The organism is Vibrio chemaguriensis (assembly GCF_012275705.1).
In the GTDB taxonomy this organism is placed as follows: Bacteria; Pseudomonadota; Gammaproteobacteria; order Enterobacterales; family Vibrionaceae; genus Vibrio; species Vibrio diabolicus.
This window is the reverse complement of record NZ_SHOE01000002.1, coordinates 109,415-128,172: the sequence shown is the minus strand read 5'-3', so window position 1 is coordinate 128,172 and position 18,758 is coordinate 109,415. Positions and strand designations below refer to the sequence as shown.

Annotated in this window: 19 protein-coding genes; 11 read left to right on the top strand and 8 right to left on the bottom strand. The window is 44.5% G+C overall.

Features of this window, described 5'->3' with window-relative positions:
* The first annotated feature begins 82 nt into the window (after positions 1–82).
* The 3 genes from EX191_RS02890 to EX191_RS02880 all read left to right on the top strand — a co-directional run bounded on the left by EX191_RS02890 (position 83) and on the right by EX191_RS02880 (position 2,554).
* Complete coding sequence (locus EX191_RS02890) at positions 83–1,057, top strand: response regulator (protein ID WP_193447089.1); 975 nt, start codon at positions 83–85, stop codon at positions 1,055–1,057.
* The gene (locus EX191_RS02885; RefSeq protein WP_005396213.1) at positions 1,057–2,019 is read left to right on the top strand and encodes a GGDEF domain-containing protein; all 963 of its coding nucleotides are present in this window, start codon (positions 1,057–1,059) and stop codon (positions 2,017–2,019) included. Before EX191_RS02890 ends, EX191_RS02885 begins: the two co-directional genes overlap by 1 nt.
* A 190-nt stretch (positions 2,020–2,209) precedes the next feature.
* Complete coding sequence (locus tag EX191_RS02880) at positions 2,210–2,554, top strand: DUF3802 family protein (RefSeq protein WP_005396212.1); 345 nt, start codon at positions 2,210–2,212, stop codon at positions 2,552–2,554.
* Between the two features lie 44 nt (positions 2,555–2,598).
* On the opposite strand, the gene EX191_RS02875 is transcribed toward EX191_RS02880, so the two are convergent.
* Positions 2,599–3,093: an NlpC/P60 family protein gene (locus EX191_RS02875; protein ID WP_065646735.1), complete on the bottom strand. Its 495-nt coding sequence runs from the start codon at positions 3,091–3,093 to the stop codon at positions 2,599–2,601.
* Positions 3,094–3,227: 134 nt separating this feature from the next.
* Here EX191_RS02875 and EX191_RS02870 point away from each other — a divergent pair, with 134 nt between their 5' ends.
* The 4 genes from EX191_RS02870 (at position 3,228) to EX191_RS02855 (ending at position 6,799) form a co-directional block, all read left to right on the top strand.
* Complete coding sequence (locus EX191_RS02870) at positions 3,228–5,246, top strand: methyl-accepting chemotaxis protein (protein WP_193447088.1); 2,019 nt, start codon at positions 3,228–3,230, stop codon at positions 5,244–5,246.
* A gap of 279 nt (positions 5,247–5,525) precedes the next feature.
* A complete protein-coding gene (locus tag EX191_RS02865) occupies positions 5,526–5,939 on the top strand; it encodes an NUDIX domain-containing protein (RefSeq protein ID WP_193447087.1) in 414 nt (137 codons plus the stop codon).
* A gap of 201 nt (positions 5,940–6,140) precedes the next feature.
* A complete protein-coding gene (locus tag EX191_RS02860; RefSeq protein WP_025631620.1) occupies positions 6,141–6,521 on the top strand; it encodes a hypothetical protein in 381 nt (126 codons plus the stop codon).
* A gap of 47 nt (positions 6,522–6,568) precedes the next feature.
* Positions 6,569–6,799, top strand: a complete 231-nt coding sequence (locus EX191_RS02855) for a hypothetical protein (protein WP_193447086.1) — start codon at positions 6,569–6,571, stop codon at positions 6,797–6,799.
* Between the two features lie 90 nt (positions 6,800–6,889).
* Here EX191_RS02855 and EX191_RS02850 read toward each other — a convergent pair whose 3' ends face one another.
* Positions 6,890–7,711, bottom strand: coding sequence for a sterol desaturase family protein (locus EX191_RS02850; protein WP_012841839.1), 822 nt, complete (start codon positions 7,709–7,711; stop codon positions 6,890–6,892).
* Positions 7,712–7,860: 149 nt separating this feature from the next.
* Here EX191_RS02850 and EX191_RS02845 point away from each other — a divergent pair, with 149 nt between their 5' ends.
* Together EX191_RS02845 and nagK are read left to right on the top strand one after the other, a co-directional pair.
* On the top strand, positions 7,861–8,610 hold the full coding sequence (locus EX191_RS02845; RefSeq protein WP_041853036.1) for a tRNA-uridine aminocarboxypropyltransferase: 750 nt from the start codon (positions 7,861–7,863) through the stop codon (positions 8,608–8,610).
* A gap of 173 nt (positions 8,611–8,783) precedes the next feature.
* A complete protein-coding gene (gene nagK / locus EX191_RS02840; RefSeq protein WP_006742573.1) occupies positions 8,784–9,692 on the top strand; it encodes an N-acetylglucosamine kinase in 909 nt (302 codons plus the stop codon).
* 204 nt (positions 9,693–9,896) lie between these two features.
* Here the strand turns inward: nagK and EX191_RS02835 are convergent, their stop codons facing one another.
* The 6 genes from EX191_RS02835 to EX191_RS02810 form a co-directional block, all read right to left on the bottom strand.
* Complete coding sequence (locus EX191_RS02835; RefSeq protein WP_005377584.1) at positions 9,897–10,163, bottom strand: DUF2960 domain-containing protein; 267 nt, start codon at positions 10,161–10,163, stop codon at positions 9,897–9,899.
* A 74-nt stretch (positions 10,164–10,237) separates the two neighbouring features.
* Positions 10,238–12,016 carry a bifunctional molybdopterin-guanine dinucleotide biosynthesis adaptor protein MobB/molybdopterin molybdotransferase MoeA gene (locus EX191_RS02830; protein ID WP_193447085.1) on the bottom strand — a complete coding sequence of 593 codons (1,779 nt, stop codon included), beginning with the start codon at positions 12,014–12,016 and terminating at the stop codon, positions 10,238–10,240.
* Entirely contained in the window at positions 12,013–12,600 is a 588-nt protein-coding gene (gene mobA, locus EX191_RS02825; RefSeq protein WP_025534433.1) for a molybdenum cofactor guanylyltransferase MobA, read from the bottom strand. Before mobA ends, EX191_RS02830 begins: the two co-directional genes overlap by 4 nt.
* Positions 12,578–13,297, bottom strand: coding sequence for an energy-coupling factor ABC transporter ATP-binding protein (locus EX191_RS02820; RefSeq protein ID WP_005396189.1), 720 nt, complete (start codon positions 13,295–13,297; stop codon positions 12,578–12,580). The genes mobA and EX191_RS02820 overlap by 23 nt, the downstream gene beginning before the upstream one ends.
* A gap of 50 nt (positions 13,298–13,347) precedes the next feature.
* Positions 13,348–14,046: an ABC transporter permease gene (locus EX191_RS02815; protein WP_005396188.1), complete on the bottom strand. Its 699-nt coding sequence runs from the start codon at positions 14,044–14,046 to the stop codon at positions 13,348–13,350.
* A 6-nt stretch (positions 14,047–14,052) separates the two neighbouring features.
* The gene (locus EX191_RS02810) at positions 14,053–14,871 is read right to left on the bottom strand and encodes an ABC transporter substrate-binding protein (RefSeq protein ID WP_005396187.1); all 819 of its coding nucleotides are present in this window, start codon (positions 14,869–14,871) and stop codon (positions 14,053–14,055) included.
* A gap of 333 nt (positions 14,872–15,204) precedes the next feature.
* On the opposite strand from EX191_RS02810, the gene EX191_RS02805 reads away from it, so the two are divergent.
* Together EX191_RS02805 and EX191_RS02800 are read left to right on the top strand one after the other, a co-directional pair.
* Positions 15,205–16,656, top strand: coding sequence for a sigma-54-dependent transcriptional regulator (locus EX191_RS02805; RefSeq protein ID WP_139059779.1), 1,452 nt, complete (start codon positions 15,205–15,207; stop codon positions 16,654–16,656).
* The gene (locus EX191_RS02800) at positions 16,646–18,685 is read left to right on the top strand and encodes a sensor histidine kinase (RefSeq protein ID WP_193447084.1); all 2,040 of its coding nucleotides are present in this window, start codon (positions 16,646–16,648) and stop codon (positions 18,683–18,685) included. Before EX191_RS02805 ends, EX191_RS02800 begins: the two co-directional genes overlap by 11 nt.
* Positions 18,686–18,758: the final 73 nt, after the last annotated feature.

The following is an 18,758-nucleotide window of genomic DNA, read 5'->3' as shown; positions in this document are numbered from 1 at the left end:
CTCTGATTTGTCGGCATAGCATATGGAGGTGAACGTATACAACAGGTATTATTATTTTTTTGACGTTAGTTCCATTGGTGACATGAAAATACTGATATGTGATGACTCAGCGGTTGCAAGAAAGCTCATTGCGCGCTCCATCGTACAAGATACATCATTGCACCTGATCGAAGCTCAAGATGGGTATGAGGCGCTAAATATTCTTGCGGAGCAAAATATCGATATTTTGTTTCTCGATTTAACGATGCCGATCATGGACGGTTTTGAAGTCCTCGAGTCATTACCTGTTAGTCACTACCAGACTAAAATCGTCATTATTTCTGGAGATGTTCAACAAGAGGCAAAACAGCGCTGCATAGAGCTCGGTGCTCAAGCTTTTATCGCTAAGCCTCTGACAGAAGAGCAGATGATACCGCTCTATGAACAATTGGGGCTGCACTATGCGTTCAAGCCTAGCCATTCGATTGATCCTAAAAGCCAGATTTGCGAGGAGTTCTCCTCATTAGCCAAATTCCGCGAGATTGCAAACATTGCCCTTGGTAAAGGGGCTGCGATTATGGCAGACCACTTACACGAGTTCATCCAACTTCCTGTTCCACATGTTGGTCCGTTATCCTATGGCGAACTTCATATGACGCTTGTCGACGTTGTTGGGCGTGATGGCTCCGTCGCGGTTGCGCAGAGGTTTGTTGGTGGCGGTATTCATGGTGAAGCTCTGGTGTGTCTACGAGGTAGAGACATCAATCAAATTGGCGAGAAGTTAGGCTATCTGCTTGAGTTTACACCTCATAATGAAATCATTTTGAATATCTCGAACTTACTGGTTTCGTCATTTCTCACATCGTTAGGGGATCAGCTCGACAAGCAATTCTCACTTCGTCAGCCAGGCATTGTGGATACGTTAACGCCTTATTGTGAAGAGCAGGGTGAATTAGGTGAGCTGTTTACTATCGAATACACTTACATGGCAGAAGCGCTTGATTTTGAGTGTGAGGTACTGTTTTTAATTGATAAACCATCCGTAGAAATTATTTATGAAATCATGGAGCTAATCTAATGTCCGATATTACGCTGGACATAGCAGACTTTCATTGGGTCACACAAATTCTCGATACGATGGATTCAGGGCTTATCGTGTTGGATCAAGAGTATAAGGTCTGTGTGTGGAACAGTTTTATGCAGTCATACAGTGGCGTTCTGTCACAAGAAATCCTTGGCCAATGTTTATTTGATCATTTTGAAGAGCTGCCAAAAACTTGGCTAGAAACCAAGATAAAAACCGCCGCCGATCTGGAAACTCGTTCCTTCTCTAGCTGGGAAAACCGACCGTACCTTTTTAAATTCAACAATTTTTCTCCGGTTTCAAACAGCAGTGATTTCATGTATCAAGACATCGTAATCACCCCGTTAATCGGGCTCTCAGGAGAGGTCAGCCACATTGCTATTCAAGTGAATGATGTCTCTGAAACGGCAAGAAATCGCATTCATTTGAAAGAAACAAATCAACATTTGTCTGAAATCAGTCGCAAAGATGGTTTAACAGGTTTATTTAATCGTGCTTATTGGGAGCAATCGCTGAAAGAAGAGTTTGCTCACCTAAAAGTTATCGACGGACCATGCTCATTAGTAATATTTGATATCGACCACTTTAAAAAAGTGAATGATACCTATGGTCACCCGACGGGAGATGAAGTCATTCGTCGTACTTCTTCGTTATTAAGAAAGACAGCAAGAAGCAGTGATGTGTGCGGTCGTTTTGGCGGAGAAGAGTTTACGGTATTGCTTCCTCATACGAATCAAGAACAAGCTTGCTATTTCGCGGAGCGTTTACGTAAAAGAATTGAGCAAGAGATCGTGAAAGTGGAAGATTTTTTGATTAATTACACGATAAGTATTGGTGTTTGCGAGTATAAACCTTATTTTGAAACTCACACTCAATGGTTAAAGAGTGCCGATGCTGCGTTGTATCGTGCAAAAGAAAACGGTCGTAACCAAACTTGTTTGCATGAAAATGACTGAAATACAAAAAGGTTTGAAGAAACCCTGTATCCGAACGCAGTGAGGCAAAGCGCAATTGTTTGAAAAACATCCAGTTGGTTCGTGAATGTTTGTTAATATGAAATAAGTTAATGAAATTTTCTCGGCATGTCTTACTATTGAAACTATTCCGCTTTCAGCTTCGAAGGCTTGCAATAAACGGAGAAAAACAGTGGTTTTAGAAACCGATGGATATCTCGCTCTTATCGAGCACTTGTCGCTAAATCTAGATATTTTCACGACTGAAATTGGCGACACTGGATCCGAAAGCATCGAAGATGTCGTCACCGATATGGTGGCTTCAAACATCATGGCGATCTTTGAGCAAAACCCAGAGCTTCACTCAAGCGTACGCTTCAAATTACTAAAAGAGGCGGATGCGGTTGTTGAAGATCTTGGTGAGATATTGGCTGGTGTATGGCATAAAAAAGCGACTAATGAACAGATCACGTTTCTTGATGAATACATCGCTTTGGTTAAAAACCTATTCGATACTGCCGTTGCTACTTACGATTGATATTGTTTGATACCAGTCATCTCCAATTCTAAAAGTAAGAAGAGTTACATTGTAACTCTTCTTACTTGCCAAAACTTAGATGCCCAGTATGGGTTGTCGATTCTTGAAATGATCACACCTTTAGACGTTGACGCATGCATGAACTGCTTGTTACCCAAGTAAATCCCTACATGATAGGTCGTCCGTCTTGTCTTAAAAAACACCAAATCTCCTTGTTTGGCGTCCGTCCAATGTAATTCCACACCTTGTTTCGATTGTTGTCTCGTTGTCCTGGGTAACGATAGCTGATAAGCCTCAACAAAGGCTTTTTGCACAAATGCCGAGCAATCAATACCAGATTTTTGTGTGCCGCCTAAGCGATAAGGTGTGCCATGCCATTCTGTATAAAACTGGAACAAGTCAGGGTTATTGTCCAATAACTGATTTGTAGGTGTTGTCACTTGCACTTGCTCGCTAGGTTCAGGCCCAGAAGAGCAGGCGCTTAGTAGCACACTGATTATCAAAGGAAAATATACTCGACGCAAATCACCACCTGTCATCTCTACGACTCACAACTGAAATATTAGTGTCATAACCAATCCATAGTATGGGCTGCAAATCACGGTTTTGTCTCACAAATGTGACGGAATTACTGCAAAACCGATTCAACCTTAAGAAAGAATAAAAATTGATTATGGCAAAGCGAAAACGCTCACGCACATCACTTTCACTGATTCAGGCTGTTAGTGCAACATTTTTAACTATCATAGCTCTTGTTATAGCCCTTTCTGTCTCAAGTTTCAAAGGAATGGAACAGGTAGGAGAGCAATTTGAAGACTTGTCGCAAAAAGCGTTACCAATCGCGATGGCGAACGCAAAGTTAACTAGGAATGTATTGGAGATGGTTAAGCTACTCAACCATGGTATGCAAATTACTGAGCCAAAAGAGTTGCCTCTAATAAAAGAGCAAATCGATTCACTTGCGACTCAAAGCAAAAGTTTGGTTGGAGAAGCTTCTGGTGTTGCTGAGCAACTCTCTGAGGAGTTAGATACAAATTTAGCGCGTTTACATAACGTCACGCAGTCCATTTTACTGAAGCAATCTTCAGTGATAAAAATTCAAATGGATATTGATGCAGGAGTTGGTGGGTTCCGCTATGGGCTCAGCTCTATCGGCCCGGAAATGAATCGAATCAGCTCGTTTCTTAGTGCTGAAAATCCTGAATCGAGTGATGCCGCCAACCGATTTATTGCTTCAGCGAGCTCAATGGAAAGCACCTTCTTAGTAATGATGATGCATTCTGAGCTGAGCAAAGCCGAAAAAGAATATCGAGAAATGCGTAACCGTATTGCAGGTATTAATCTCGCCTATGAAGATTTCCAGTCTTTACATCCAGAAGTAAGCGAATATGCAAGCCTAACGGCACCGTACGAGATGGTGAAGCAAGGCTTTAGTGAAAAGGGCGTGCTGCGTTTGATCCTCGCCAAACTAGAACAAGGGGAATTGCAACGTTCAGAGTTTAAACAGGCTTCGATTCTTGCGGATGAAACCATGCGGTTGCTTGATCAAATATCACAAGCTGCTGGTGAGTTGATTGCGGATAAAGAGAGTGTGGTCAATGAGACCATTGAGTCAGTGAGCGTTGTGCTCGTGTTTGCGGCGTGCGTGATTTCTTTCATTATTCTGGTTACTTGGTTTAGCCTCAAGTCATGGACAAACCGAGGGTTAAGAAATGTACTAACGCGTCTTTCAGCACTTACCGAACATGACTTCCGTGACAACGCACAAGAGGTTGGTCCTTATGAGCTGAAAGAAGTGGCACGAAAACTAAACCAAGTGATTGATTCAACAAACAACTCTATCCAAACAGTTACACGTAACTGTGAGACGCTTTATCAGACGGCCGAAGTAAGCCACAGTGCAGCTGAACAAACGAGCGATGGGTTGACGACACAAAATGAAGCGTTGGCGAGCATGAGCACGACCATTACGCAACTTGAAGCCTCCATTCGTGAAATAGCAACAGTGACAAATGCCTCGTCACAGGACTCGATGCTTGCTACCAAGCACACTGAAAAAGGCGTTCAAGTTGTGGAACAAAACCGTGAACGTTTGGAATCACTTGAAAGCTCTTTGGATATGAATGAGCAATCTATGTTAGAGCTAAACCAACGTGTTAAGCAGATTCGTGAAATGGTCGATATGATCAGTGGTATTGCTGACAACACAAACTTGCTTGCTCTCAACGCAGCAATAGAAGCCGCTCGAGCTGGTGAACAAGGGCGTGGGTTTGCAGTTGTCGCGGATGAAGTCCGCAAACTAGCAAGTGATACTTCTCAACAAACAACGAACATCCGAGCAATGATGAGCGAGCTTATTACTGCCGCAGAGCGTTCGCGCCAAGCAGTCAATGATTCAAGAGAAGAAATGGCCCACGCACTGCAGTCCAGCAATGAAGTGAAATCGACATTCTCTGATATCAACCTTGCGGTTAAACACATTCAAGAGCGTGTTGAGCAAATCTCAGTTGCTACAGAAGAACAAGAACGTGCGACGGCGGACGTGTCTCAATCCATCAATAATATTTCCGAGCTTGGAGAGCGTACAAAGTTACAACTTGAATCCATGGTAGAGAGCTCTGAACAAGTGGCAGAAATTGCAGGGCATCAACAAGCAATGTTGCATAAATACGAGCTACATCAGTCCGCATAAGTGACATGTTTTCATCTTCTAAAAGCAGAACTTCGGTTCTGCTTTTTGTTGCTTCTACGCACCCTCTGATTGCTATTCAAATCGCAAAAGTGAGTTATATCGCATCTTGCTCATTTCTTAAGGGCTGAGTTATCACTACGTGGTGTTAATGCTATCTCGGTGAAACAAGATGGCTAGAATGTTGTCCGAATTCAAAGGAATGGATAATGCAACTTCATGCGATTCCTTTATATCCAGAACAAGCCAAAGCTTTCTGCTTAAACAACGAGGAGTGGTTTTGTGATCGATAAAGTTTGTCCCGTCGTTCTGCGTAAGCAAAACCAAGAGCTCCTACTTTTTAAACATCCGTTGGCGGGTATTCAGTTCGTCAAGGGTATTGTTGAAGTGTTTGATGAAAGTTACATCACAGCCGCTAAGCGGGAGCTCGCTGAAGAATCTGGAATTACGCACGTTATCTCCGCTCGGTATTTATGCTCATGGGACAGTGGCTTTCAAAATCAAGTATGGCATTTTGTTTTGTGCGAGTGTGCTGACCTAGAGGATTCATGGACGTTTCATACACAAGACGATGGCGGACATGATTTTGCGTTCTTTTGGCACGATATAGGGAGCGATATTTCCTCACAAGCGCATACCGTTTTTCAGAACGCACTGGAAAAAGTTCGAAAACTGATAGACCAAGGAGCGGTTTGAATGAGACTTCTGTTCTAACATTGGTGTATTTGAGCGAAATGCCAAAGCTAACACTATGCTTCTATCAGGAGCGAATAAATTTCTTTCGCACGCCTCACGTACTGTTTAAAGGCACTGTCGATCTCAAAAATGGCTATGAGATTACAAATGTTTAACTGACTTCTATATGCTTTGCGCATTCATTCAGATAAGGAAACGATAATGGATAAATTCGTCGTGTTTCTCTTATGCCTTTTTATGACAGTTGGCGGTGTGGTTCATCTTTATGACAACATTGCTAACGGTTTTTTGCCTTATGATTTTGCGCCACGCTGGTTGAATATTTATTGGAGCGCATTGGGGCTGTTAGACTTACTAGCGGTGTATCTGTTGGTGAAGCACCGTCGTTCCGGATTAGTGCTTATGCTATTGATTCTGACGACCAATGTTATTTTTAGCTCGCACGCTCACTATACATTAGAAATATTGGACAACAATGCCGCACTTCAAATGAAAACACTCTTTTTAGGTTTTTCATTCGGCGTATCTATCTGGTTATGGAACGCGCGTAAACATCGACAATCACGCCAGATATTTCGTTAACTTTCACTTTTCATCACTCAATTAAGGATAGTAAACAGGGATTCGTTATGAACGATTTTAAAGACTTGGCCAGTTTCGCTGGTTTCAGCGTACTGACAGGTTTAAGCTTTGGTACCACTTTCTTCAGTCTGGCTTTTCTATACAGCTCAATAGAAGCACAACGAGCAATGGATACTAATGCTTTGGTGTGCACGGTGCTTGGTGTGGTTGGTTTATTTGTTGGTATTACTCAATTAAACAAAAAACGTCAACTAACGGAGAGTGAATCCATTAGCTAGCATCGTAAGGATGAAGTGGTGTTTAACTGGTTGGTGTTTAGGTTTAGTCTATTCGCTTTGTTTACGCACTTCATCCACAAAAACTTTTCTTCAACTGTTGCGTCTTCTTCGGTTATAGCGAAAAGGTTGCGTTAACAGCTTGTCTAATCGTTGTTCTGCTTCATTCCTAATTTCCGGTATACCAATTACGACATCATCATGGCCAAGTTCAGGCTGAGCTCGATATGTCCCAAAAAGTCGGTCCCAAACAGAAAGGAAGAAACCGAAATTCGAGTTGGTTTCTTTTGCTATCACGGAATGATGAACGCGATGCATGTCTGGCGTCACTATGACGTTTCGCAGTTTCTGATCCGCTGATAAAGCCAGTTTTGCATTACTGTGATTAAACATCGCACTGGCATTGAGCACTATTTCGAATACCACGATAGCGATAGGAGAAACGCCTAAGATAAATACGGTGGCAATTTTGACACCCATCGAGATGATGATTTCGATGGGATGAAAACGTGCGCCAGTAGTGACATCAATGTCGAGATCGGCATGGTGCATTCGATGAAGCTTCCACAGTGGCTTTACATAGTGAAAGACCACATGCTGAACGTAAATGACGAAATCAAGCAGAATAACCGCTAGAAGCACGTTTAACCAAGCGGGCAGGGAGAGCAAATTAAATAGTCCCCATTGTTGCTCCTGAGCGATAATTGCAGCTTGAAAGGCGGCGATAGGCATGACTAACGCAACAATCAAGCTATTCACAGCAACCAGTGATAAGTTGTTGACCCAGCGAAACCCGCGTGAAGCGGTAAGTGTTTTTCTCGGCAGTTTGTTTTCCCAAAGGGCACAAAGTAATAATACGCCGAGAAAAAAGCCTAATCTTATCCACGAGGGATCTTGAAACGTCGTTTCTGTCACTGTCATTTCCTTATTTATTACTTTATCTATGACCGAGATAAGGGTGAAATTATTTCAACAAACAGTAAGGTGCTTTGAAGGGCTTATCTTGAGGCGAAACCATAATATCAGTAGAATCGCGCTCTACTTTTTACTTGGCATTACTTACCATGAGAATTCACGCTTTCCACCGTTTATATCAGTACCGACAATCTATCTCAACCAAGCCTTTCAACGCGCGTGGATGTAAAGTGGTTCGTTGCCAATATTGCCAGGTTTCTGAGCAACACTGTTTGTGCGATCTTCAGCCAAACATCAAGGCTAATATTGCATGTATGTTGATTGTTTCTGAAAACGAAGTATTTAAGCCAAGTAATACCGGTCGTCTAATTGCTGATACGATTCAAGAGACTTACGTGTATCAATGGAACCGAACAGAACCGTCTGAGGAGATGCTGGAGCTACTACAGGATGACAACTACCAACCAGTGATTGTATTTCCTGCAGACTATGTGGATGACCCGTCTCGTTTAATTGAAGATCTGGAGCCTGCGCGATTAGTAAACGAAGAGGCTCAGAACAAAAAATGGTTGCTAATCTTTATCGATGGTAGCTGGCGTGAGGCACGAAAGATATTCCGTCGTTCTGATTTTCTTAAATCTTTGCCTGTGCTTTCTATTGAGCCAGAATCTCTGTCTGAATACATCATGCGCCGTTCTGAGAATGAGCAGCATCTTTCAACCGCCGAAGTCGCGACGTTAGTTTTGAAACAAGCCGGTGAGAATAAAGCATCGGAATGCCTGCAGTTGTGGTTTGAAGCCTTTAGAGAAACCTACATGTTGACCAAGACCCGAGTCAAAAACGATCCCAACCGACCGCATTTAAAACGTTTCAAAGAGTGGGTGAAAACCGAGAGCTGACTCTAAGGAATGAACTTTTGTTGATGGCATGTTGTTCAACTGGCTGCGGTGAGGGGATAAATCTGCATTCGGTCACGGTTTGCAGGCGTACAGATATGGATAATGCCACTAGTTTATACTTTTGACTCCAGCCATTTTTGGAGTCGTTTAAGCATTTTTTAGGAGAGAAATACATGTATTACGGCTTTGATGTCGGTGGCACTAAAATTGAATTTGGTGCATTTAACGAGAAGCTTGAGCGTGTAGCGACGGAACGTGTACCTACACCAACAGACAACTACGAGCTGCTGGTTGATACCATTGCGGAATTGGTTAACAAATACGATGCAGAGTTTGGTTGCGAAGGCACCATTGGTCTTGGCCTGCCAGGTATGGAAGACGCAGACGATGCAACGGTATTAACGGTTAACGTTCCTGCGGCGAAAGGCAAACCACTGCGCGCGGACCTTGAAGCGAAAATCGGTCGCAGCGTAAAGATTGAAAACGATGCGAACTGTTTTGCGCTATCAGAAGCATGGGACGAAGAGCTTCAAGATGAGCCTTCTGTACTTGGTTTGATCCTAGGTACTGGCTTTGGTGGCGGTTTTATCTACGATGGTAAAGTTTTCTCTGGCCGTAACCACGTAGCAGGTGAGGTGGGCCATACTCGTTTACCTATCGATGCTTGGTTCCACTTAGGCGAAAACGCACCTCTGTTGGGCTGTGGTTGTGACAAGAAAGGTTGTTTAGACAGTTACCTTTCTGGTCGAGGCTTCGAGCTGCTCTACGCCCATTACTACGGTGAAGAGAAGAAAGCGATCGACATCATTAAAGCGCACGCAGAAGGTGAGGCGAAAGCCGTCGAGCACGTTGAGCGTTTTATGGAGTTGCTGGCTATCTGTTTTGCAAACATCTTTACAGCGACTGACCCACATGTTGTTGTGCTGGGTGGTGGTCTTTCAAACTTCGAATTGATTTATGAAGAGATGCCAAAACGCATCCCTAAACACTTATTGTCTGTGGCTAAGTGTCCTAAGATCATCAAAGCAAAACACGGTGATTCAGGCGGTGTACGCGGTGCTGCGTTCCTAAACATCAAGTAGTGACTGAAACGTTACTCGATATAAAGTAAGAAGAAATCTACGCCCCGTTTAGACCATCAAGGTAAAAACGGGGCTTTTTACTTATATATAGAAGTAACTCATATACCCAAGTAACTTCTATATGCTTGGGTATAGAGCACGAACAAAAATAGCATGCATAAAAAAACTCGCGACGAATCGCGAGTTTTCTGTTTACAGCTAAGCTTATTTGTTCTTTTTGCCTACGCCTAGGTTTTCTTTTTGAGCTAGGGTAATTTTGCTAAAGCCTAATTTTCTGAAGTAGTTATCGCGGTAGTTGCGCACCGCTTTAGTGTCAGACACTGCTTCGATTTGTTGCTCCATCTTTAGGAACTCAGTGATATCGATACCTTCTGCTTCTGCAACCGCTTCTTGAATGTTGCGGTGCTGCTGGTATGAGAACGTCAGTTCTTTGTCTTGGTCTTTGTAAGTGTAAAGAATGGTGCGAGCCATAGCTGTCTCTCTGAAAAGGTTTCTGTATTAAACAAAAAGGCCAGACTCGCTGACCTTTGAATTTCTAGTTTGGGCTAGATTCTGCCTTGAAGTGGGATAATTGTCACGCTTTCTCCCGCTTTTACTGTATCAATAGCTGGGGAGATTTCGATTAAACAGTTTGCTTCACTCATTGAGCGCAAAATACCAGAGCCTTGCTTGCCTGTTGTACGAACGGTTAAACGGCCAGTGTCATCCAGTTCATAGATTCCTCGACTAAACTCGGTACGACCTTGGCGAGAGCGAAGATTCTCAGTCGCGATGGCATTCACTTTCAGAGGCTTCCAGCCTTGTTCGCCTTGCATCTTACGCAGTGCAGGCTCAACAAAATTAATGAAAGAGACCATCACGGCAACAGGGTTGCCCGGCAGACCAAAGAACGGCTTGTTGTTGATTTGACCAAACGCGAGTGGACGTCCCGGACGCATGTTGATTCGCCAAAAATCGATTTGACCAAGTTTATCCAAGGCAAGTTTGATGTAATCCGCATCACCAACGGATACGCCACCAGAAGTCATAACCACGTCCGCTTGCGCCGATGCGTTTTCCAACGCTTCAATCATTAACTGTTCGTTGTCTTCCAGAATACCGAAATCCAAGATCTCGCAGCCGAGCTTTTCAAGCATGCCCATGATGGTAAAACGGTTGGAATCGTAGATAGAATTCGCTTTTTGCTCTGTTCCCGGCGCTTGTACTTCGTCACCGGTGGAGAACACGGCAACTTTCAATTTGCGGAACACATTCGCTTCACCAAAACCGAGAGAAGCGATCATGCCCATTTCTGGAGAGGCTAGGCGAGTGCCTGCGGTAAAGACGTCACTGCCGATAGCGAGATCTTCACCTGCTTGACGAACGTTTTGGCCTGCTTTGATATTCGCACCATTAAAGGTGACCTTGTCACCTTCTTGAGAGGCTTGCTCACGCATGACCACTGTGTCGCCGTTAAGTGGTGTTGGTGCGCCGGTCATGATCTTCACCGCTTGACCAACTTCCAGAGGCTGATCGTAAGCATGGCCCGCCATCACTTCAGCAACCACTTGGTAGCTATCGCGCTCAATATCATCACTGCGGATGGCATAACCGTCCATCGCGGAGTTGGTGTATTGCGGCACACTTACTGGTGAAATGATATGTTCCGCGAGAACGCGGCCATAGGCGTTTTCAATCTTGCATGCTTCTATTTCCGAAACCGTGTTCACCAAAGAAAGGATTTTTTCTTGGCCTTGAACCACAGAAAGGAAAGCAGGAGAAAGTGTGTCGCAACATGCGGCGTCTTTCTCTTTAGATTTTGGTGCTTTTGCATCTTGAACGTATTGGAGAACAAATTGAGCGATGGCATTCAAATCATTGATGTTCATTTGTGGCAGTTCAGAGTCCAACTCCGCACTGTCGGAAGCGATAGCAATGATGTTTTCATCGTGAGGGTAAAGCCAAGGCTTACCCACTTCTTCACGGTGCAATTCAATTTTAGGAAACGCGATGTTTTTACAGCCTTCGACCAAAACTACATCGAGGTTGTCTTCATCAAAACGTGTTAATAGGTATTCAAACTCTGCTTCGGCTTCTGGCGTTTCTGTCATTAACGCAAAACGGTTGCGAGAAGCAATCAGCATTTGAGACGCGCCAGCTTTGCGTAAACGGTAGCTGTCTTTACCCGGCTTATCGACATCGAAGTTGTGGTGCGCATGTTTTAGCATGCCAATGCGTAAACCTGCTTCAGTCAGCTTTGGCAATAGCGCTTCAAGTAGCGTGGTTTTGCCTGTGCCTGAATAAGCTGCAAAACCAAGAATAGGAATATTTAGCGTGTGTTTCATGATTCTAATTGTCCAAATTGCGCCAGTTCTTCCGGAGTGTTCAAGTTGACGAAACAGTTTGGTGAGTCGCTAAAGTCAACGTAACTGGTGTTGCACTCTTTGTAGAGCAGAATGATTTTTCGGTCGCCACGTTCTAAAAATGCGGTGAGTTTTGGCAGTACGCGCTTGTGGTAGAGCGTAAAAACAGGTTGCTGATGGTCACCATCATGAGCGACCAAAATATCACTGTCTTCTTTGGCGGCTTGGCAGAAACGCTCGACAAGGTCGGTGTTAATTTGTGGGCTATCGCAAGGTACAAATCCAACCCAGTCAGTTTCAGCATGCATCAAACCCGCGTGAATACCGCCCATAGGCCCAGGGAAATCTTTGAATTGATCACTAAATACGAAACCAAATTTGCTGTACGCATCTTGGTTTCGGTTGGCATTAATTAAAATGCGTGGTGTTTGTGGAGATAAACGTTCAATAACGTGTTCGATGAGTGGCTTCTGATTTAATTCAATCAGACCTTTATCTTTTCCACCCATACGGCTGGCTTGGCCACCAGCCAAAATGACCCAACTAGTTTGTGTTGGTTGAAGCATATGCATTCTCTTGGGATGTTTCTTTTGGTATGACATACAACAGAGGAGACTCTATCAAAGTCTTGTCTTTAATCCACCACTGTTTTTTACATAAGTCGGTCAGTGCGTTGGTTTGATGGCTTGTCACCACAATACTGGAACCACGATCCAAAAGATCTTTCGCCATCACCACCAATCGTTCAATGGATTCTTGGTCTAAAGACGCACTTGGCTCATCCATCAATAAAATCGACGGTTTTAAGATCCAAGCCCTTGCCATGGCAACGCGCTGTTTTTCACCGCCGGACAACACGGAAATATGTTCGTCCGCTAAGGTTTCTAAACCTACCATGCGTAGTGCGTGAATAACTTGAGCTCGCTTATCTTTTGGTGTGTCTTGTTGATATTTCACGCCATAGACTACGTTCTCATAAACAGTGCCGTCAAAAAGGTAAGGAGATTGATGAAGATAAATCACATCGACACGACCATTGCGACGCGTCAGTCTTTTCAGCCACGTATCTTTTGGCGCAACAACGTCGCCAGTAGAGGGTTTGAGCAAGCCAGCAAGGATTTTGAGTAGGGTAGTTTTGCCCACACCATTGTCACCCTTGAGATAAATGGCATCATTTGGGCCGATGGCTAACTCAGGGATGTGGAAAAGCACACGCTCTTTAAAGCGCATGGATAACTGCTCGGCGGTGATTTTTATAGTCATAATGCGCCTCTACATGGGGTTAATGGTGAGTCGTTTGTTTGCTTCATGTTCTATGTTCTGAGGTAGCCTTTGCCTCTCATGCTTGATAAGAAGAAGTTTAGTGCCAACGCTAAAGATAGTAATACAATTCCTAATGCAACTCCTTGCGCAAAAGCACCTTTGCTGCTTTCCATTGCGATAGCGGTCGGAATATTGCGCGTTACGCCCATAATGTTTCCGCCTACCATCATTGAGCAGCCCACCTCGGTTACGATACGTGAGAACCCTGCAATGATAGCTGCGAGTAGAGGAAAGCGGGTTTCCCAAATCATTGTAGCGGCCACGCGCGGAATGGAGACGCCTAGCGTGATGGCAGTTTCCACAGCGCGACGGTCGCTAGATTGCAATGCACCATGCATCATCGATACCAAAACAGGGAAACAGATCACCATTTGGCCGAAAATCATCGCCTTCTGAGTGAACAGCATTTGCCAGTCTCCCCAAGGGCCAGCGCGCGACAGCAACATGTACAGCAACAGGCCAATCACGACGGTAGGGACCGCTTGCAGCGTATTCACGATCGACAACAAAAACCATTTACCGCGAAAGTCGGTATACGCCAGTACAAAGGACATCAAAATAGCCGGCAATACCACTAAAGATATTGCCGTGATAGAAACACTAAAGGAGACCGCAACGATCTCCCATAGGTCTGCATCAAAATTCACCAGTAAGCGAAGCGCTTCCAGTGTTGTATCAGCAAGGTTCATATTGCGTTATTTGCTCTCAGCATTCGCAACAAACAGTTGTTTACCGTTTAGGCGGAAACCATTGATAAGTTCCTGTCCGCGAGGGTTCACCAACCAATCACTGAATGCTTTCGCGCCTTGGTAGTTGATTGTTGGGTAACGCTCAGGATTAACAAGAATAACTTGGTACGGGTTAAACAGTTTTTCATCGCCTTGGAACAGAATTTCTAGATCCAATTTGTTTTGATAAGCCAACCATGTGCCGCGGTCTGTCATGGTGTAGCCTTGCATTTCAGACGCCATGTTCAGAGTTGGGCCCATACCTTGACCTACGCTGCGGTAACCGCCAAAGTTTGGTTCGATTTTAGTTTGAGCCCAGAAGCCCATTTCTTTTTTGTGCGTACCAGAATCATCGCCGCGAGAGATGAACGTTGCGTTTTTGTTTGCGATCTCTTTGAATACATCTAACACGCCTTCGTCATTTTTGATTTTTGCTGGGTCAGCTTTCGGGCCAACAATTACAAAGTCGTTATACATCAGTTTACGAGGTAGAACGCCGTAGCCTTTCTCAACGAATGTGCCTTCGGCTTTTGGTGCGTGTGTCATCACCAAATCTACGTCACCGTTTTCGCCCATTTTTAAGGCCTTGCCAGTACCCGCAGCGATAACATCGACTTTGTAGCCCGTGTCTTTTTCAAATTGTGGAAGCAGGTAATCAAGTAACCCTGAATGGTAAGTACTGGTAGTGGTTGCTAGGCGAACGTGCTCGCCATCTTGAGCGGAAAACGCAGAGTAACTTACAAGCGTGATTGACGTCGCAGCCAGAGTTAGCGCAATTTTTTTCATTTTTATATGTTCCTTTCCAATGATTCTTTGGCTTTTCTCCCGATGTATTGGGAGAGGCCTCTTGGGCGAGAGCGATTAGTTCAAAGTGCAAGTTGTCTTAGGGTGTTGGAATAACAAACACCAACATCCTGAGATCACTTGAATACGCCCTGTAGCCACCTTATAGCAAACAAGATGCCAACCTTTTACAAGCGAAAAGTGCTCGATTTATGCACTAAATCATGGGGTTATTTGCACAAAAGTTTGCGTTGGTACAAAATGTCGCACTTTTTGTAGGGTATCTCTGTTTAAACTTGGTACACTCTGTCCCATCCGAAGCCATCTGGGGTAAATATGTCTACTCAATCCCATATTAGTACAAACCAACAATATAACGCCTTTTCCGTACTGGTCGTTGATGATGAATTGGGCATGCAAGCCATTTTGAAAAAGGCATTGGGGAAGCTTTTCTCACATGTCGACACTGCTGGCAGCATCGAAGAAGCAGAGCAACTGCGTAATTCTCGACATTATGATCTGATTTTACTGGATATTAATCTGCCGGGGCGCTCTGGGATTGAGTGGGAAGAAGCGTTTGAAGATGACGACAAACGTGCCGATGTGATCTTCATGACGGGCTATGCGGATTTAGAGGTTGCTATTCGCGCACTTCAACTTGGTGCTTCTGACTTTATCCTAAAGCCCTTCAACCTAGAACAAATGCTAAAAGCGGTCAGTCGCTGCATGGACCGACGTCTAAACGAGCGCATGCAGTACGCCATGAAGCGCGATTACCAACGTCACAATACCTCCGAGATCATCGGTGGTTCAGAGAAAACGCGTCAGCTTAAGCAGCTTATTAACCAGTTTGCACCGTCGCGTGCTTCTGTGTTGGTCGAAGGTGAGTCGGGTACGGGTAAAGAGCTGGTTGCGCGAGGTATTCACCAAGCGAGTGGGCGAACGGGCCCATTTGTGCCAATCAACTGTGGCGCCATTGCGCCAGAGCTACTTGAAAGTGAGTTATTTGGTCATACATCGGGCGCGTTTACCGGTGCGAAAAAATCTCGTGAAGGTTTGTTCCGCGTAGCAAATGGCGGCACCTTGTTCCTCGATGAAATCGGGGAAATGCCACTTGCAATGCAAGCGTCGCTGTTACGCGTTTTGGAGCAGCGTACTATCCGTCCTGTTGGTTCAGAAAAAGAAATCAGCATTGATGTCCGTATCGTTGCTGCCACCAACCGAAACCTGCAAGAAGAGGTCAACCAAGGCAACTTCCGCAGTGACCTGTATTACCGTTTGAATGTGCTCAAAATCGAAGTGTGTCCTCTGCGTGAGCGCAAAACCGATTTGTTTGAGCTCGTGCCATTTTTCAGCAATATGCTGACGCGCGAGCTCGGTATGCCTGCGCCAAAATGGGCGCACGAGGACATGGAAGCCATGAGTGAGTACGATTGGCCGGGAAACATTCGTGAGCTGAAAAACTTGATTGAGCGATGCATTTTGCTTGGCAAACCGCCTGCGCATTATTGGCGGGAGCTAAATGGTGGACACTCATTGCCTAATGTGTCGATTACCGTTTCTCATTCTGCTGAACTACCGACGTTTAAAGAAGGTAGAGAGTTCACTGGTGAGGGGTATCCAAACAACTGGACACTGAAAGAAGTCGAAAAAGCGCATATAAAACAGGTTGTTAATTTGCACGAAGGCAACAAATCAGCCGCTGCCCGTGACTTAGGCGTGGCGCGTAAGACCTTAGAACGTAAGTATAAAGAATGGGATTCTGAGGATGAGGAATATGCCGACTAACGGCCCACAGCACAAAGGATTGTCGAAATGGACGCACCGTTTTAAAACCATGGTGCGTTATCGCTTATTATTTTTAACCTCCGCACCTATCTTTCTGACTTTGATAGCCCTGATCGGGATTACCATTTATTGGTCCATCCATTATACGTGGCAAAATGCACTGCTGGATGTTTCTGAACGTCTTGGTGTTGCGAATAACAGCGTAACGTTGTTACAGCAAAAGCAATCGAATTACGTACGTGCGTTTGCTGACTCATACGATTTTCGTATTCGCATCAATCAAGGGATACCGCAAGATGAGCTGCAAAAGTGGGTCACTGAGCAGAAGAAAAGATATGCTTTAGATTTTCTCTCTTTCCAACGCGTCAACTCGATGGAAAACAAATTCCGCTTTATGGATCTCACTAAGCGAGAATCGTTTTTTGATGTACTCAATAAAGATGAACTCGAACGCCTCGATCCTGAACTCGCTAAACGAGCGGAAGTGCCTATTCTTGCTGATGGTGGCATGGAAACGCGTGGGTTAGTCAGTCGAACCGTGATTCCTGTGTATAGCCAAACGAATGATTTGATCGGCTTTCTTGATGGTGGTTTGCTTCTCAATAACAGTACTGTATTGGTAGATCAAATTCGCGACTTAATCTATCTCAGCGATAATGATCGCCTTCGTCCGGTTGGCACGTTGACGGTATTTCTTGATGATTTGCGTGTAAGTACCAACGTTCCTCTAGACAGCGAGCATAGGCTAGGGCGCGCCATAGGCACTCGCGTGAGCGCAGAAGTGTATAACCAAGTACTTTCAAAAGGTGAGCAGTGGGTTGACCGAGCCTATGTGTATGACGCTTGGTATATTACGGCGTATCAACCGATCAAAGACCAATACGACAATGTTATTGGTATGCTTTATACCGGTTACCTAATGTGGCCATTCGTTAAATCCTACATGACCAACATTGCAGAAATTAGCTTGATTACGGTTATGTTATTGCTGGTTTCCGGCGTGATGGTATATCGCGGTTCTTATGATCTGTTTCGACCGATCGAACGCATCCATAAAGTGGTGAAGCAGGTCCAACAAGGAAAAGAAAAACGGATTGGTCCGTTGGGATTGGATGCCGATCATGAACTCGCACAATTAGCCAGACAGTTTGATGATATGTTAGACGCGCTAGAAGAGCGCAAAATTGAACTGAAGAACTCCGCAGCGCAACTTGAATGCAAAGTTCAAGAGCGTACAGCGAGCCTTAGAGAAAAAACCCAAGATCTAGAGCTGCATATTCATTTGCTTAACCAAACCCGCGACAAACTCGTTGTTCATGAAAAACTGGCAGCACTGGGAGAACTCACCGCGGGGATTGCTCACGAAATCAATAACCCAACCGCCGTGATCCTTGGCAACGTGGAGTTGATCCACTTTGAGTTGGGTGACGATGCAAGTCGAGTACAAGAAGAGATTGATGCGATTCACGCGCAAATCGACCGTATTCGCAATATCACGCGCAGTTTATTGCAATACAGTCGCCAAGGTGGTGTTCAAGATGAAATCACTTGGCAACATGTCAATCCTATCATTGATGAAAGCATCACCTTGGTTAAAACGGGCACCAAGAAACGCGACGTCGAGTTTGTGACTGATCTACAAGCGCATACGTCCGTTGAGATAAACCGTCACCACTTGCTACAAATCTTAGTTAATTTGCAAATGAATGCCATTCACGCAATGAACGGCAAAGGCACGTTAACAGTAGTCAGTGAAGACTGGATTGAAGAGGGAGAAGTGAAAGGAGCCGCGATTCATGTTATTGACGAGGGTTGCGGTATTAAGCCAGAAAACTTGAATCGAATCTTCTCACCATTTTACACAACGAAGCGAGAAGGTACAGGGTTAGGGCTGTCGGTCTCCCAAAGTATCCTCAGCCAAACGGGTGGTGAGCTAAAAGCCGAGTCGGAATGGGGAAAGGGCAGTAAATTCAGTATTTATCTACCTAAAAAAGCCGAACTGATCCTAGAGGTGACGAATATCGCTTAGTCACGTGTTGTAAGCATTACGGAAGAAAGAGCCAGTTATAATACTGGCTCTTTTTTGTATTCAATGACGCATT